This is a genomic window from Brevundimonas sp. FG128, assembly GCF_057809775.1.
This window is the reverse complement of sequence record NZ_JBMDKP010000005.1, coordinates 62,202-75,081: the sequence shown is the minus strand read 5'-3', so window position 1 is coordinate 75,081 and position 12,880 is coordinate 62,202. Positions and strand designations below refer to the sequence as shown.

General features: G+C 67.4%; 13 protein-coding genes and 1 tRNA gene. 8 read left to right on the top strand and 6 right to left on the bottom strand.

Annotation, left to right across the window (positions count from 1 at the left end; all coding sequences use genetic code 11):
- Positions 1-109: 109 nt before the first annotated feature.
- The 6 genes from ACODSC_RS13685 (at position 110) to ACODSC_RS13660 (ending at position 3,181) form a co-directional block, all read left to right on the top strand.
- Positions 110-880: an SDR family oxidoreductase gene (locus ACODSC_RS13685; RefSeq protein WP_488814541.1), complete on the top strand. Its 771-nt coding sequence runs from the start codon at positions 110-112 to the stop codon at positions 878-880.
- 3 nt (positions 881-883) lie between these two features.
- A complete protein-coding gene (gene folB, locus ACODSC_RS13680; RefSeq protein WP_488814540.1) occupies positions 884-1,282 on the top strand; it encodes a dihydroneopterin aldolase in 399 nt (132 codons plus the stop codon).
- Between the two features lie 84 nt (positions 1,283-1,366).
- Positions 1,367-1,990 carry a hypothetical protein gene (locus tag ACODSC_RS13675; protein ID WP_488814539.1) on the top strand — a complete coding sequence of 208 codons (624 nt, stop codon included), beginning with the start codon at positions 1,367-1,369 and terminating at the stop codon, positions 1,988-1,990.
- Positions 1,991-2,000: 10 nt separating this feature from the next.
- On the top strand, positions 2,001-2,384 hold the full coding sequence (locus tag ACODSC_RS13670) for a hypothetical protein (RefSeq protein WP_488814538.1): 384 nt from the start codon (positions 2,001-2,003) through the stop codon (positions 2,382-2,384).
- A 54-nt stretch (positions 2,385-2,438) separates the two neighbouring features.
- Positions 2,439-2,723: a GNAT family N-acetyltransferase gene (locus ACODSC_RS13665; RefSeq protein WP_488814537.1), complete on the top strand. Its 285-nt coding sequence runs from the start codon at positions 2,439-2,441 to the stop codon at positions 2,721-2,723.
- 71 nt (positions 2,724-2,794) lie between these two features.
- Positions 2,795-3,181, top strand: coding sequence for a hypothetical protein (locus tag ACODSC_RS13660; RefSeq protein WP_488814536.1), 387 nt, complete (start codon positions 2,795-2,797; stop codon positions 3,179-3,181).
- On the opposite strand, the gene ACODSC_RS13655 is transcribed toward ACODSC_RS13660, so the two are convergent.
- The 6 genes from ACODSC_RS13655 to msrA form a co-directional block, all read right to left on the bottom strand.
- Positions 3,166-4,164: an SDR family oxidoreductase gene (locus tag ACODSC_RS13655; protein WP_488814535.1), complete on the bottom strand. Its 999-nt coding sequence runs from the start codon at positions 4,162-4,164 to the stop codon at positions 3,166-3,168. The two genes, ACODSC_RS13660 and ACODSC_RS13655, sit on opposite strands and share 16 nt — an antisense overlap.
- Positions 4,165-4,228: 64 nt before the next feature.
- Positions 4,229-4,546, bottom strand: a complete 318-nt coding sequence (locus ACODSC_RS13650) for a hypothetical protein (RefSeq protein ID WP_488814534.1) — start codon at positions 4,544-4,546, stop codon at positions 4,229-4,231.
- A 113-nt stretch (positions 4,547-4,659) separates the two neighbouring features.
- Entirely contained in the window at positions 4,660-6,624 is a 1,965-nt protein-coding gene (mdoH, locus tag ACODSC_RS13645; RefSeq protein WP_488814533.1) for a glucans biosynthesis glucosyltransferase MdoH, read from the bottom strand.
- Between the two features lie 166 nt (positions 6,625-6,790).
- Complete coding sequence (locus tag ACODSC_RS13640) at positions 6,791-8,659, bottom strand: acyltransferase family protein (RefSeq protein WP_488814532.1); 1,869 nt, start codon at positions 8,657-8,659, stop codon at positions 6,791-6,793.
- Between the two features lie 38 nt (positions 8,660-8,697).
- Positions 8,698-10,020, bottom strand: coding sequence for a 2-oxoadipate dioxygenase/decarboxylase HglS (hglS, locus tag ACODSC_RS13635; RefSeq protein WP_488814531.1), 1,323 nt, complete (start codon positions 10,018-10,020; stop codon positions 8,698-8,700).
- Positions 10,021-10,092: 72 nt separating this feature from the next.
- Entirely contained in the window at positions 10,093-10,743 is a 651-nt protein-coding gene (msrA, locus tag ACODSC_RS13630) for a peptide-methionine (S)-S-oxide reductase MsrA (RefSeq protein WP_488814530.1), read from the bottom strand.
- Between the two features lie 139 nt (positions 10,744-10,882).
- Here msrA and ACODSC_RS13625 point away from each other — a divergent pair.
- Positions 10,883-10,972 (top strand) — tRNA-Ser (locus ACODSC_RS13625).
- 341 nt (positions 10,973-11,313) lie between these two features.
- Positions 11,314-12,612, top strand: a complete 1,299-nt coding sequence (locus ACODSC_RS13620) for a mechanosensitive ion channel family protein (RefSeq protein ID WP_488814529.1) — start codon at positions 11,314-11,316, stop codon at positions 12,610-12,612.
- The last annotated feature ends 268 nt before the right edge of the window (positions 12,613-12,880 follow it).

Genomic DNA, 12,880 nt, shown 5'->3' with positions numbered 1-12,880 from the left:
TCCGCTCTAGTCGAAGACGGACAACAGGAGCATCCCATGCTGGCTCTCGGCATCATCTTCGGCTTCGTGGCCGTCATCGCGGCTTTCAATGCGTTCGAGTTCGGTCGGGTTGACTGACACCGGCGCGCCCGCGTCCCATCCGGCGAGGGGCGTCGCCCTGGTCACGGGCGGGGCGCGGCGGATCGGGCGGGCCATCTGTCTGACGCTGGCCCAGGCCGGGTTCGACGTGGCGATCCATCATCATGCGTCGGGCGAGGACGCCCGGACCCTGGCCGACGAGATCGCGGGCCTGGGGCGGCGCGCGTGCCTGTTGCAGGCGGACCTGGCGGACGAGGCCAGGGTGCGGGCGCTGGTGCCGGCGGCGGTCGAGGCGCTGGGGCCGGTCGGCGTGCTGGTCAACAACGCCTCGGTGTTCGAGGACGACCGGGTCGGCGGGCTGACGCGCGACAGCTGGGACCGGCATGTCGAGACCAATCTGAGGGCGCCCATCGTGCTGGCCGAGGCGTTCGCCGCCCAGGCGGTGGAGGGGACCATCGTCAACCTGCTGGATCAGAAGGTTCTGAAGCCGGATCCGCGCTTCTTCTCCTACAGCCTGTCGCGCAACGGCCTGTGGTGGGCGACGCAGACCCTGGCCCAGGCGCTGGCGCCGGGCATCCGGGTCAATGGGGTGGGGCCGGGGCCGACCCTGCCGTCGATCCACCAGACGCCCGAGGAGTTCGCGGCCGAGGCGCGCGCCACACTGCTGGAAACGCCCGGCAGCCCCGAGGCGGTGGCGCAGGCCGTGCTGTGGCTGATTGACGCCCGCATGGTGACGGGCCAGATGATCGCCGTCGATGGGGGCCAGCACCTGGCCTGGCGCACCCCCGACATCCAGGAGTAGCGCGTGGTTTCCTCCTCTCACGTGACGCCGTTTCCGGCGGATGAGCCGCTGCGCTTCGAGCGGCTGAGCGTGTTCGTGCGCGGGCTGGAGGTCGAGGCCGGGATCGGGGTCTATGACCACGAGCAGGGGCGGCTGCAGCGGCTGGTGATCGACGTGACCCTGGAGCTGGAGCCCCGACCCATCGAGCGGCTGGGCGACACCATCAACTATGAGACCGTGGCCAATGCGGCTCGCGCCATCGCCGCCGAGGGGCATGTCGGCCTGGTCGAAACCTTCGCCGAACGGCTGGCGCGGGCGTGCCTGGAAGACCGGCGGGTGCTGCGCGCAATGGTGCGGATCGAGAAGCCGGGTGCGCTGGTGGGCGTTGTGGCGCCGGGGTGCGAGATCGTTCTGGCGCGCTGAGGCGGTTGCGTCCGATCGCCGGGGCGGCCATTGTCCGCGCCATATCCAGCCGGTCGTCCGGCACGAGGAAAGCGTTCGATATCCATGGCCGAACCCGGCGATCCGAAAGACCCCGCGGCCGATCACGACGATCATGACGCCCATGTCGGCTTCGTCTCGCCGTCGTCTCTGGCCGGACGGGCGCGCGAGGCGGAGGCTGTGCCGGTTTCTGGCGAAGAGCCCGAGCGGGATCTGTTCGATCCGCCGGAGCCGGGACCGTTCGATCGGTCGAACCCCGACACGACGCCGGTTGCGGCCTTTGCGCAGCCGGCGGCGAAGTCCCGCGACGCTGCGCCCCACGCCCATGTGCGCGACCAGCTGAACCGCAGGGTCGAGGCGCCGGTCGTGCCGATGGGGCTGTACGCCATCTATGTGCTGATCCTGATGGCGGTGCCGACGCTGGGGGTGTCGGGGCTGGTGGCGCTGCTGGCGGTGACGCGGCGCGAGCCGCCGGACGAGGCGCTGGCCGCCAGCCACTTCGTCTATCAGCAGCGCACCCTGTGGGGTGCGGTGGTGGCCGCGGTGCTGGGGGCCGTGCTGGTGGTCGTCAACATCGGCGTGTTCGTGCTGTTCGTGCTGGCGGTGTGGCTCCTGGCGCGCGGGGCGTTCGGGGTGCTGAAACTGAAGAGCGGTCAGGCCGTTCCCAACCCCCGCAGCTGGCTGTTTTGAAGGACCGACGATGACGAACGAACCCAATTTCATCGCCGGACGCGAGTCCGAGGGCAAGGTCGGGGCGTTGATCGCCTGGGCGCTGTTCATCCTGTCGATCCCCAGCGCGAATGTGCTGGTGCTGGTCGGGCTGGTGGTGTCCTATGTGACGCGGGGGACGGCGACGGGCGTGGCGCGCCAGCATATCGACGCGCAGATCGCGTTGTTCTGGTCGGTGTTCTGGTGGACCATCGCGGCCTGGGTCGGGATCGCGGTCAGCGCCGTGGCCTCGGTCGTGCTGATCGGCATTCCCTTCCTGCTGCTGTTTCTGCTGGCGTGGTTCCTGCTCAGCGTCTGGTTCACGATCAAGAGCGTCATCGGCCTGCTGAACCTGCTGAACGACAAGCCTATCTGAGCCTTAGGGAACGTCCGTGCAGCCCTGGCGGTTGATCCGTCAAAGGAGAGACGCATGGGACAGTTCAAAGACGCAGAGGCCGACAACCGGTTCGAGCAGACGTTCGACGACGACAAGGGGTCGGGCCTGGTCTGGGCCGACTACGCCGTGAAGGGCGACGCCCGGATGATCCTGCATGTCGAGGCCGAACAGGCGCTGCGCGGATCGGGCGCGGCGGGGCGGTTCATGCAGGCGATGGCGGATCATGCGCGCGAGAAGGGGCTGAAGCTGTTCCCCCGGTGCAGCTACGCCGTGGCGTGGCACAAGCGGCATCCCGATTACGACGACGTGCTGGCGTGAGCTGAACCCTCCCCAATCCTCCGGACGCTTGGTCGCAGGGCGGATTTCGACACAGGCGCTAGGGTGCGGACATGCATCTGATCGGACAGGCCTGGGTCTATCGCATCGGCAACGCGATCGTACGGGTGGAGAACGCCTTCACCTGGATTGGCTGGGCGCAGGAGCGGCTGATCGTCAATGATGAGCCGGTGCGGACGGCCGGGGCGTGGTTCGGGATGTCGCGCGATTTCAAGGAAGAGTGGCTGACCCCGACGGGTGAGGGCGAACTGTCTATCCGGATGCGCTCGCGCGTGAACGGAATCAGCTGCGAGGCGCGGCTTGAAGGCGTCGAGGTCGATCCTGAGGCGCTGCTGGTCGCCCAATGGCAGGGCGGCCGCAACGCATGGGCGCCGGCGGAGACCTGGACCCCCGCCGGCAAGAACTCATGGATTGCGGGCGCGCCTCAGCCGCCCGAATAGCCGCCGATGATGGGCAGGATTTCGCCGGTGATGAAGCTGGACATCTGGGGCGAGGCCAGAAAGACGTAGGCGGGGGCGATCTCTTCCGGCTGGGCCGGGCGTTTCATCACCGTCTGGGCGCCGAACTGGGCGGTCTTTTCGGCGTCCTTGTCGGCAGGGTTCAGCGGGGTCCAGACCGGGCCGGGCGCGACCACGTTCACGCGGATGCCGCGTGGGGCCAGATGGGTGCCCAGCGAGCGGGCATAGGCATGGATGCCGCCCTTGGTCAGGGAATAGTCCAGCAGGTCCTTGTTGCCCTGAAGCCCGGTGACCGAGCCGGTCATGACGATGGCGCCGCCGGTCTTCATGTGCGGGACGGCCGCCTTGGTCATGTTGAAATAGCCGTAGAGATTGGTCTTCAGCGTGCGGTCGAAATGGTCGTAGGTCAGGTCCTCGAAGGCGCTGACGTGTTCCTGGAAGGCGGCGTTGGGCACCAGCACGTCCAGGCGGCCGAAGGCGTCCAGGGTGGCCTTGACTGCGGCCTCGGCGAAGGCGGGGTCGGAGACGTCGCCCTTGAGCACCACGGCGCGGCGACCCTCGGTCTCGACGGCGGCCTTGGTGGTCTCGGCGTCGGCGTCCTCGTCCAGATGGCAGATGACGACGTCGCAGCCCTCGCGGGCGAACAGGACGGCGACCGAGCGGCCGATGCCGGAATCGGCGCCGGTGATCAGGGCGGCGAAGCCCTCAAGCTTGCCCGAGCCCTTCCAGAAGGGTGCGTCATACATCGGCGCGGGGTCCAGCGCCGCCTCGTCGCCAGGCTTGGTCTGGTGCTGTTCGGGGAAGGGCGGTTCGGGATAGGCGCGGGCGCCGGCCTGGACCGCGCCCTTGTCCTTTTCATCACCCTTGTCATCGCTCTGGGCCTGATCGGTCCGGTCGATGTCGCGCTGGATGGCGCGTTCCTTGTCGGCGGTATCTTCGGCGCGGGCGTTGAAACGGTCGTCCATGGCAGGCTCTCCTGAAGGCTTGGGGCCCTCGGAAAGCGGACGACGCGGACGGTCGTTCCGTCTGTCAGCCGACGCGGTGGACGATGGTCTTGATGGTCTCGGCCTTGTTGGGCAGATCGGCGGCCAGGCGCGAGGCCATTTCGCGCGCGCCGACCGGATAGGCGTCGCCGCCGTTGGCGATGTCGCGGGCCTTGGCGGCGGCGTCGAGCAGCAGCTTCTCCAGCGCCTCGATCTCTTCCAGCGCCAGGGCGTGGGCCTCGAGCTGCAGGCGTTTGACACGTTCGGCGGTGGTTTCGGGGGCGCGCATCAGATCATAGACCTCGGCCTCGGCCGCGACGAGCCGCAGGTCGGGCTTGGCGTCGGCGCCGCTGTTCTTGGCCATGGAATCACATCTCCCGCAAACGATACGAAATCAAGGTGATGTGAAACGACGGCCGCGTCGAGCTTGGCTGTAGCGGTTCCCGCAGCGGTGTGGCCGCGCCGCATCGGTGAAGGTTACAGCTCGGGCGCGCGGGCCGGGACCATCGCCGGGGCGGCGACGGGGGCCAGGACGCCGCCGGCGACCGCACGCAGCGGCGAGCGCGGCGTGTGCAGGACGGCCGGATTGACGCTGACGCCGTCCTGGGCCGGGGTGACCAGATAGCCCTTGGCGGCCAGGGCGTCGCCCGAACGGACGCGCGAGGTCCAGACGACGATGGGTGCGGCCAGCAGCAGCGGCAGGACGATCGGGGCGAACCAGGTGGCCAGGTCAGGGCGGACGCACAGCGGGATCATGAAGCCGACGCCGACGATCATCTGCCAGCGCATGGCGCGCAAGGCGTCGGACCAGGCCAGGCCGTCGGCCTCGCGCTGCTGGGTCGACCAGCCGGTGTCGTGGCCCGAGACGATCTGGATGAAGGCCTTGGTGTTGGCGACCATCAGGATGGGGGCCAGGATGGCCGACAGGGCGATCTCGGCCGCCATGCCCTTGGCGATGGCGCGGCGGCCGCCGAAGGCGCGCAGCTCGGCCGGACGGCTGAGGACCAGGGCGGCGCCCATGAACTTGGGTCCGATCAGCAGCACGCCCGACAGGAAGGAGGCCAGCATGAACGGCGTGAACTGGGGGTTCAGGATGTAGAAGAAGCTGGACCAATCGACCGGATAGAACATCTGGATGAACAGGCCGACCATCAGCGACGCCAGCCACAGGGGCGAGGACAGATAGGCCATGCAGCCCATGGCCAGCTGCAGGCGGCTCATGGGCGACAGGCCCTTGGCGCCGATCAGGCCCAGGTGTTGCAGGTTGCCCTGGAACCAGCGGTGGTCGCGGCGGATGAAGTCGGTGATCGACGGCGGGGTCTCTTCCCACGATCCGTCCAGGGCGGCGGTGACGTGGACGGCCCAGCCGGCGCGGCGCATCAAGGCGGCCTCGACGACGTCATGGCTCATGACGTGACCGCCGAAGGGCTTGCGGCCCTTCAGGTGCGGCAGGCCGCAGCAGGCGGCGAAGGCGCGGGTGCGCAGGATGGCGTTGTGGCCCCAGTAGCTGGATTCCGAACCGGTCCAGTAGGCCAGGCCGGCGGCGGCGACGCGGCCGTACAGACGCACCGAATACTGAGACACGCGGGCGAAGATGGTGCGGGCCTTGATGATGACCGGGGCGGTCTGGATCAGGCCCACGCCGGGATTGCGTTCCATGGCGTCGACCATGCGCAACAGGGTCTCGCCGGCCATGGTGCTGTCGGCGTCCAGGACGATCATGTTCTCATAGGCGCCGCCGAAACGACGGACCCATTCGGCCAGGTTGCCGGCCTTGCGCTCGGCGTTGTCGGTACGGCGGCGGTAGAAGGCCTTGCAGTTGGCCGTCAGGCGGAAGCCCTGGAAGACCGAACGCTCAGAGGCGGCGGCGTCTTCCTTGGTCGAATCGCTGAGCACGAAGATGTCGAAGGCCGAGGCCGCGCCCAGGCGGGCCAGCGACTGGTCGATCATGGCCAGGCGGGCGAAGGAGGCGCGGGCGTCCTCGTTGTACAGCGGCATCAGCAGGGCCGTGCGGGTGCGCGGATGCGGCGGGTGCGGCGAGAAGGCGAGGTCGGCCTGGTCCTTGTCGCGCAGCATGACGAACAGCCCCATCAGGCCGCTGACGAACCAGCAGGAGATGGCGGTGATCAGGACCATGAAGATGCCGAAGGCCAGGATCTCGGTCCCGTCCCAGCCCTTGCGGGCGTACAGGTAGAAGGGCGTAATCGCCGACAGGCTGGTCAGGGCGATGGTGCCCGCCAGCAGCATCAGGCGGCGCGCGGCTACAGTGCGTGGCGAGGTGGCGGGGGTGATGTCGGCCACGGCGTCGGGCGCCGTCAGGGACTGGACCGGCATGGCCAGCGGGGCCTCGTCAGGCAGCCATGACCAGGCAGGCCCGGAGAGCCCGCGATCGGTCGTCTCGATTTCAGCCTGTTCGACAGGCCGGATCGCCAGCGTGTTCATGCCGCTCTAGCTGCCCCCGTGTGATCGGTCGTCGTCCTGGAAGCTTGGACGACGCAGAATGCTGCACCGCAGCAGTTCGACTATAGTCGATCACATTCGCGCGATTTTCAATCACGCAATGTTGATTGGCGCGAAAAATATGGGGAAGAGCGCGCCCCGCGACGGCCTAGGCGGCGACAGAATGGCCGCCACGCGGCGATTCAGCGGCAAGCTGCAGCAGTTTACGATCCAGAACCCAGGCCGCAACCCCCACCCAGCACACCAGCACGATCGCATAGGCCCGTTCCCACCAGCCGACATTGGCGTCGTTGACCGTTCCCGGCAGGACCAGATGCTTGGTCAGCACGGTCAGGATCGCCATGACGACGAAGGTCGCTACGAGGAAGATCTTCAGCCGGGGCAGGTCGCGTCGGGCGGCCAGGCCCCAGAGCAGCAGCAGGGGGGCCAACTGGATGCCGAGCGCCAGATTGATGACCATGTGGCGCGGGTCGGGCCAGGGATACAGGGTCGAGGCGGACATGCCCGCGCCCGCCAGCACGAAGACCACGGCGATCACCGCGCCGGCCACCCGCGCGCCGGTCAGGGCGTAGACCGCAAGGCCGAAGCCGACGCCCGCAAGCGCCGCCATGACGCCGGAGACGAAGACCCCGCCGTTGAAGATCATCGGCGCACGAGCCGTCGCACCGCCCAGCTCGCTGAGATACTGGGTGGCGTTGTCGAAGCCCGGATAGGCGGCGATGGCGGCCGCCACCACCGTCAGGGCCAGAAGCGGGGCGGCCACGCCCACCGCCAGCAGCCGGCGCCGTCCCAGATAACGGCCTCTCGGGCGGCGAAAGGCGCGAAGGTCGAGCGGCCAAGGCCGATCGTCCAGCGGCTTCAGCCCCCACAGGGGGCGGATGGCGGGGATGCGTTTGACCGCTTCGTAGATCGCCAGACTGCCCAGGAAGGTGGCCAGAATCAGGAACAGCGCCTCGAGCGGGGCGGGCAGGGAGGCCGGGCGGATGATCCAGACGGCGACGACCAGCACCGTCTGGTGCGCCAGATAGAGGGGGAAGGTCGCCTCGGTCAGATATTTCAGCACCGGCCCGCCCCGGTCGCGCAGATGCCGGCTGCCGAAGCCCAGGATGGCGGCGATCACCACCCACTGGTCCAGGCCGTAGACGACGGCCTTGGGCACGCCCCAGAAGGCTCGGCCGCCCGGATGCCAGACCTGGGCCATCATGATCGGCAGGGCGACGGCGGCCAGGCCCAGGGCGACCCAGCGATAGCGCTCCATGTCGCGCCAGATGCTCTCGCGGCCCACGATGCTGAAACCGAAGACGAAGGCGCCCAGCGACAGGGCGTGATTGTACCAGTCGGCGTGCAGGGTGTTGGTCACGCCGAACCAGGGGAACAGAAGGATGCGGATGGCGATCAGATAGAGGATGGGCGCCATCAGCACGCGCGGCCCCCGCAGCGCCCTTTCCAACCCGTCGCCCAACCGGTCGATCAGGCCGGGCTGGCGCCACAGCAGCACGGCGACGATGCTGTAGACGGCGATATAGACGATGAACCAAAGGTGGTTGACCGGCACGCCGTCGGCCAGGCCGCTCCAGCTGAACTCATGCACCATCCAGGCGGCGTAGCCGGACAGGCCGTTGGGCCAGCCGCCCTTGTCCATCGCCTCGATCCACGACTGGATCGGGACCAGCACCAGCGAACCGAAGATCAGGGGCGGAACAAGACGGGCGAACCGGGCGCGGGCCACCTCGCGCGGCGTGCGCCGGAAGGTCATGAACCGCAGCGCCGCCCCCGACACCAGAAACAGCAGGGTCAGCCGCCAGGGATTGGTGATCAATATGGCTTCGCGCAGCCATTCGAAGGTGTGGACGCTGTGGATGTGCCAGCCGTACACGCCATAGACCAGGCCGACGTGATAGAGGATGAGCAGGCCGAAGGCGCCGACCCGAATCCAGTCCAGATCATAACGGCGCACGGACGGGGAGGCGGACGGGTTCACGGCCGCGTCTATGATCCGGGGACGCGGATCAGGCAAGGCTCCGGATCCCCGCCGTCGCTGAATGAGCGGAGGAATTATATTGCTTCCGCTAGTCCCAGCGCCTTCAACGTCGCGGCCGCCGACGCGTCCTGCTCCGCCTGGTACAGGGCCATCTCGTCCAGCACCGAGCGACCCAGGGCCTGTTCGAAGTCGGACTTGGCGGGATCGACGGCGTAGGCCGCGCCGCGCGCCTCGGCGCCCAGGTTGGACTGGAAGATGCCGGCGGCGCTGACGGGCAGGAAGTCCTCGTAGGTGATCGGCTCGGCGACGACGTGGCCCAGGGTGATCAGGTCTTCGAGGTCTGCGGTGTCCGCGCCGGCGGCCAGGCCCTGCGGCGTCGCGCGATAGCGGAACCAGGCCAGGCCGCCCCGTCGCAGGGCGTCCCAGTCGTCGGGCAGGGTCGAGAAGTCCTTGGACGCCAGGGCGGCGTCATACAGCGCGCGTCCAGCGGGGGTCAGGGCGCAGCCGCGCTGCTCGATCTCGCCGAAGCGGGCCGTGTGGGTTCCGGCGGTGGTCCCGTCGGCGCCGGGGAAGGCGATGGCCTCTTCGAGCGCCTTGAAACTGGTCTGGCGCAGCAGGATGGGGCAGGCGCGCGCAGGCGGGCCCTCGATGGTTTCCTTGGGCGTGATGCCGCGTTCGGGCATGGCGGCCTGGGCGGCGTCGATGTCCAGGGTGCGCGGCGTCAGGTGGTTGATGTGCGGGCCCTTGAAGCTGACCACGTCGGCGATCAGCCGGTGGGCGGCGACCAGGCGTTCATAGGTCTGCGCGCTGACGGTGGCCTGGGCGTGCCAGCGGAAGGTTTCCAGCAGTTCGGACACGAACCGGTCGGCCTGGTCTTCGTCCAGCCCGCCGGCGATCTCTGCCGTCTCGATCAACTCACGCGCGCCGGGGGTGAAAATGTCGCGCCGGGCCAGGGCGGCAGCGGCTTCCTGACGCAAGGCCGCGTCCTCGATCAGCTCCAGTCGCAGCAGGGAGGTGAAGACCCGGAACGGATTGCGCGCCAGGGCCGCCGGATCGACGGGCCGGAAGGCGGTCGAATGCACCGGCACCCCGGCCGGCGCCAGATTGTAATAGCTGACCGGCTCCATCCCCATGACCGCAAAGGCCCGCGCGATCGTGGCCAGTTCATCCGCCGTGCCGACGCGGATGGCGCCGTGGCGCTCCTCAGACAATCGCGCCAACTCGCCCGACGCCGCCAGCCGATCCGCACCGCCCGCATCGGCCCTCAATGCCTGCGTATTGATGTCGGCCACCAGCGTCAGCAGGTCGCCGTATTGCGGCACCTCGGCCCTGTACAGGGCGGACAGGGCGGCCGAGAACCGGCTGCGGATCTCATCGGGATGGACGAAGGCGGACATTTTTCACTCCCACTTTTCGTCGCTGCATAGGCCGGTCGCGGCCGGTGCGAAAGCCGGCCGCGCCATTCGTGATCAGGCCTCGACGCCGACGCCGATCGGACAGACCACGCCCGTTCCGCCGATGCCGCAGTATCCGGCCGGGTTCTTGGCCAAATAACCCTGGTGATAGTCCTCGGCGAAATAATAGATGTCGGCGGGTTCGATCTCGGTGGTGATCACGCCGCGTCCCGCCTTTGTCAGGGCCGCTTGATAGGCGTCGCGCGACGCCTCGGCCTCGCGCTGTTGATCAGCGTTCAGCGTGTAGATGGCCGAGCGATAGGTGGTGCCGATGTCGTTGCCCTGACGCATGCCCTGGGTCGGGTCGTGATTCTCCCAGAAGGCTTTCAGCAGCTCCGCGTAGGAAATCTCTTTGGGATTGAACACCACCTGCACCACCTCGGCATGGCCGGTGCGGCCCGTGCAGGTCTCCTCATAGGTGGGATTGGGCGTGATCCCGCCGGAATAGCCGACGGAGGTCACCCACACGCCCGGCAGGCTCCAGAAGATGCGCTCCACGCCCCAGAAACAGCCCATGCCGAACAGGGCGGTCTCGAACCCTTCGGGGTGCGGCCCCTTCAGCGGGCGGCCGTTGACGAAATGGACCTCGTCGGTCGCCAGAGGCTCGGCGCGGCCGGGCAGGGCGGTCTCGGCGGTGGGCAGTTCGGCGCTCTTCTTTAACAACATCGGGGGCTCCTTCGAAGGAAAATGGCTTTGACGTCCATATGGGGACGTCGAGGGCGCTTGCCGAGGGGGCCGTGGTGTTCTATCAGGCCCGCCTCCCGCCGGACCGACCTCCGGCGGCGCGCACGACGTGGCGTGGAACGGACAGGTGGCGGAGTGGTCGATCGCGCACGCTTGGAAAGCGTGTGTAGGTGAAAGCCTACCGAGGGTTCGAATCCCTCTCTGTCCGCCACCCCGCCCCCCGCTAAACGACAAGTCGGCAAGAGCTGAGAAATACCCCCAACATTCCGGCGTGTCTCCTGCAGGAAGAGTGCGCCCGCCCTAACGACAGACACCTTGCCAACTGCGAGCGTTGGGCCAAGAGGCTTTGACAGTCCCTATGGCAGGCCCGGAGCCCATGCCCGGTCCGACGCGTTGCCGACCAAGCCGTACGCGGCCGAGGAGAGGTCGCTTTGCACCTAAGCGCCATTCGAGGAATGTGGACGACGAGTAGCATGAGGTTTCTTGGTGTAACGGGAGGCTCGCCGTCACGGCCGGCCGCTTTCTGAGAGTACCCCCATCAGCTGACGCCGATTGACGCGCCCGGGTTCAAATTCGCGGCGGCTCCGCCTAGGCTTGGCTATGTTTGATTTTGTCGCCATGCGTGATCGCTTGGCGGAGTTCCCGATCGCGGAGATGCTGATCGGGCTCTGTCTTCTTGTCCTCGTCGCCTTCATGGCGGACTTCATAATCCGCCGCATTTTGACCCGCTTGGCGTTGGGTTTGGCGGGACGGGCGGTTCGCGACCTCGATGTGCTGCTTCGGCCCGTGGTTCACAACGTCTCGCGCGTCGTTCCCGCCATAGTCTTGCATCGCGGCATCGTGGGCGTGCCGAATCTTCCGCCCGGCGTCATAACCTTGGTCCAGAACGTCGCCAGCGCCTTCATGGTCGTGGCGGTGGCGATGGCGATCGGCGCGGCCCTTGAGGTGGCCAACGCCCTCTATTCACGGTCCCCCGGCGCTCATCGACGCAGCATCAAGGGCTATCTGCAGGTGCTGAAGATCGTCATCTATGCGATCGCCAGCATCCTGGTGATCGCCGCCCTGATCGACCGCTCTCCGTTGTTGCTGTTGTCGGGACTGGGCGCCCTGGCGGCGGTCTTGATGCTGGTGTTCAAGGATACGATCCTGTCGCTGGTGGCCTCGGTCCAGCTGAATTCCAACGATATGCTGCGCGTCGGCGACTGGATTGAGATGCCCCAGGTCAGCGCCGATGGCGACGTCATCGACATCGCTCTGCACACGGTCAAGGTTCAAAACTGGGATAAGACCATCACCACGATTCCAACGTGGCGGCTGATCAATGAGTCTTACAAGAACTGGCGTGGGATGCAGGAAAGCGGCGGACGGCGTATCAAGCGCGCCCTGCTGATCGACCAGACCAGCGTGGGCTTCCTGAGCCAGGAGGCGCGCGAACGGATGCGCCGCTTTTTGTTGATCGACGACTACTTGGCCGTGAAAGCCGATGAGATGGCCGCCTGGAACGCCAAACTGGTCGAGACGGGGCGCGATCCGGTGAATATGCGCCGCTCCACAAATATCGGCGCCTTCCGCGCCTATGTGCAGCATTACCTCGAGACCCATCCACGCATCCGCCAGGACATGACGTTGTTGGTGCGCCATCTGCAACCCACCGAGGCGGGGCTGCCGCTCGAGATCTATTGTTTCACCACAACGGTGGCCTGGGCGGAGTACGAGGCCATCCAGGCCGATATCTTCGACCACCTGCTTGCGATCCTGCCCGAGTTCGGCCTTCGTCTGTTTCAGCAGCCCAGCGGCGCCGACTTCAGACCGTGGCCGCCCGGCCCACTCGGAACTGCGGTGGCGCATTGAATGCCATACAGAATGTCGTGTTTCCGGCAGCCTCTCAATGAATGGGATTTGCGCTTGTGGGACCGGGAGGGCGTAGTTTGTCCGCCTGTGGGCATTCTTCCAATGTCTGCTTCTCTGACGGTGCACTGGGCAGCCTAATTTGTGATGCTTGCGCGTTAGCGGGGCCGCCCAGTGACGCATGCGTCTCGCGTGCGGCAGGCCCGCAGCTCTCTAGTCAGTTTGCGCTTGGGATCGCGCGCCATCGAAGAAGATGCTTTGCCGTGAAGCC

Bases quoted from the DNA above. Each gene is read 5' to 3' on its own strand.
- ACODSC_RS13650 (WP_488814534.1), bottom strand. From the start codon at position 4,546: ATGGCCAAGAACAGCGGCGCCGACGCCAAGCCCGACCTGCGGCTCGTC.
- ACODSC_RS13675 (WP_488814539.1), top strand. From the start codon at position 1,367: ATGGCCGAACCCGGCGATCCGAAAGACCCCGCGGCCGATCACGACGAT.
- ACODSC_RS13665 (WP_488814537.1), top strand. From the start codon at position 2,439: ATGGGACAGTTCAAAGACGCAGAGGCCGACAACCGGTTCGAGCAGACG.
- mdoH (WP_488814533.1), bottom strand. From the start codon at position 6,624: ATGAACACGCTGGCGATCCGGCCTGTCGAACAGGCTGAAATCGAGACG.
- ACODSC_RS13655 (WP_488814535.1), bottom strand. From the start codon at position 4,164: ATGGACGACCGTTTCAACGCCCGCGCCGAAGATACCGCCGACAAGGAA.
- ACODSC_RS13670 (WP_488814538.1), top strand. From the start codon at position 2,001: ATGACGAACGAACCCAATTTCATCGCCGGACGCGAGTCCGAGGGCAAG.
- msrA (WP_488814530.1), bottom strand. From the start codon at position 10,743: ATGTTGTTAAAGAAGAGCGCCGAACTGCCCACCGCCGAGACCGCCCTG.
- ACODSC_RS13660 (WP_488814536.1), top strand. From the start codon at position 2,795: ATGCATCTGATCGGACAGGCCTGGGTCTATCGCATCGGCAACGCGATC.
- hglS (WP_488814531.1), bottom strand. From the start codon at position 10,020: ATGTCCGCCTTCGTCCATCCCGATGAGATCCGCAGCCGGTTCTCGGCC.